This window comes from Pantoea sp. CTOTU49201 (assembly GCF_032054795.1).
GTDB classification, from domain to species: domain Bacteria; phylum Pseudomonadota; class Gammaproteobacteria; order Enterobacterales; family Enterobacteriaceae; genus Pantoea; species Pantoea symbiotica.
Genome location: NZ_DAMBSA010000569.1, coordinates 1 through 2239 on the forward strand (window position 1 = coordinate 1; position 2239 = coordinate 2239).

Genomic DNA, 2239 nt, shown 5'->3' on the forward strand with positions numbered 1-2239 from the left:
GATCGCGTGCGCGCTAACTCTGCGGGCTGGCTGCCATCGGCACGGATTTGCAGCGTAATCTTACTGCGCGCCAATTCCACCATCGCTTTAACCGCCTCACGATCGCCGAGATACCACGCAATTCCCGCCACCTGCGTGCAGTACTAACTGCCATGATTATTCGCCGCCGCCGCTTCTTGCAACGCCAAAGGATTGTGCCGCAACCAGTGCAGATACTCGCTAAACCATAAATGCATCGCCTGCTGATCGGCTGGCTGCCAACCGGGCGCATTACGCAGCAAAGTCAGCGCATCCACCACGCGCGTGGCAAAGTAGCGTCCATCTAGCACGCCATCATGGCGACCTGCGGATCGGCCCGGAATTCCCTGCGCAAAGTTTAGATTCGGATGCATGCGGCTGGCGGGATCGATAAACCAGTGGCGCATCATCACCAGCGCTTTATCGGCATAACGTTGGTCGCCGGAGAAATACCAAGCCAGCGTCAGTGCCTGAAAATCAGCGGTAAAGCGCGCCAGCCGCACACCATCACTTTGTTCATTCTTACTGGCTGGATTCACTTCGCCGTCGCGACGCTGCCACGGCAAGCCGTCGGCGCTGCTGTCGTCCGGCCACCAATAAGCGCTCAGGCTTAAATAATCCTGCTTCGAGCCGCTCGGCGGCAGCATACCTTTATCGGTGACGCTGGGATTGGGGTGTTTCAGCGCGTTATCCGCCTGCTGCTTTAGCTGATGCCAGGCGTCGAGCGTAGGCGACGCAGCATGATGATGTGCCAGCTGCTGCTTAACCCGCTGAAGATCGTTTAAAGTGAGAAAGGCCGGATCGTTAGCCACACTTAGCGCGCTATACAGCCACAGCAGCGCAATCCACAGGTTTCTCATTAACTTTGCTCATCCAGTTGTAGCGCCACATACAGCAACAAACGATCGTCGAAGTTACCCAGATCGAGACCGGTAAGCTCGGAAATACGATTGAGGCGATACTCCAGCGTGTTGCGGTGAATAAACAGCGCGCGCGCCGTAGCGCTGGGTTGCACATTATGGCTAAACCACGCCACCAATGTACGCCGCAGCAAACCATTGTTATCCATGCTTTTCAGCTTCGCCAGCGGGCGCGCCAGTTCGTTGGCCTGCCAGCCGCCGCGTAAACTGTCGAGCAGCACCGGCAGCACCAGATCCTGATAAAAATAGCTGCGCTGTTCCGGCATGCGCTGTTTGCCCACCATCATGGTGGTGCGCGCGGTACGGTACGAACGCGCGATGCTGCCGGGACCGGTAAAGTAGTTGCCGAGCGCGATACGCATCCGCACCTGTCCGCTCTCTTTCATGCGTTGCAGCAGTTGATCCACGCGACGACGATGATCGTCCTGATCGTAGCGGCCATGCGCATTCAGTGCCGGTTTCAGCACCACCATTTCGGTGAGTGAAACAATCGCAATCAGGTTGTCACGCTCCGGCGTGGTCAGCAGCGTTTGCAACTGCTGCAGCTCGGACATGGCGCTATCGACGCCAAGCTGTCCGCTGTCCACTTCCACCACCGCTACCACGCGCGGTTGATTGAGATCGATGCCGAGCCGCTGCGCCCATTCGCTCAGCGCTGGCGATAAAGTTTCGCTGCGCACCAGATTCAGCACCAGCTCTTCACGCAAGCGGCTGTCCTGCGCCAGCATGTGCAGCAACCGCGCCTGCTCCAGCATCATTTCAGCGGTCATACACACCAACTCACCGTAATGACGCAGCGTTGCAGGTTGGCCGGTCAAACCGATCACGCCGACGATGTCGCCATCAATACGCAGCGGCAAATTGATGCCGGGACGCACGCCGTGCAGATGTTTTGCTACCGCTTCGTCGATGTCCACCACGCGGCCTTGTGACAACACCAGCAGCGCGCCTTCGTGCAATTCGCCAATACGTTCACGATCGCCACTGCCGATGATGCGGCCGCGCGCATCCATCACGTTGACATTGCTATCAATAATTTGCATGGTGCGGGCAACAATATCCTGAGCCAGTCGCGCATCGAGATGATAGGTGGCCATCAAACACTCCGGAGATAAGGACGAACAGACAGAATACGCATCCGATAAGGCGCTGACATTGTGCAACTGCACATAGCCGTGGGGATTATGCGGGATTTGCGGTAAGCGTCACATTCAGTACCGGACATTGGCACAGACACAAAAAAGGCGAGCCGAAGCTCGCCTGTTATCAACAACCTGAAACTTACTGCATCAGCAGATACA

1 protein-coding gene and 1 pseudogene are annotated in these 2239 nt (G+C 57.1%); both read right to left on the reverse strand.

Going from position 1 to position 2239, the window contains the following annotated elements:
* Positions 1-878: pseudogene (locus RTY00_RS23865) on the reverse strand (alginate lyase family protein); the annotation flags it as partial.
* Complete coding sequence (locus tag RTY00_RS23870) at positions 878-2035, reverse strand: CdaR family transcriptional regulator (RefSeq protein WP_061718082.1); 1158 nt, start codon at positions 2033-2035, stop codon at positions 878-880. The gene RTY00_RS23870 and the pseudogene RTY00_RS23865, both read right to left, overlap by 1 nt.
* Positions 2036-2239: the final 204 nt, after the last annotated feature.

Coding starts and splice junctions, on each gene's coding strand:
- RTY00_RS23870 (WP_061718082.1), bottom strand. CDS start 2,035: ATGGCCACCTATCATCTCGATGCGCGACTGGCTCAGGATATTGTTGCC.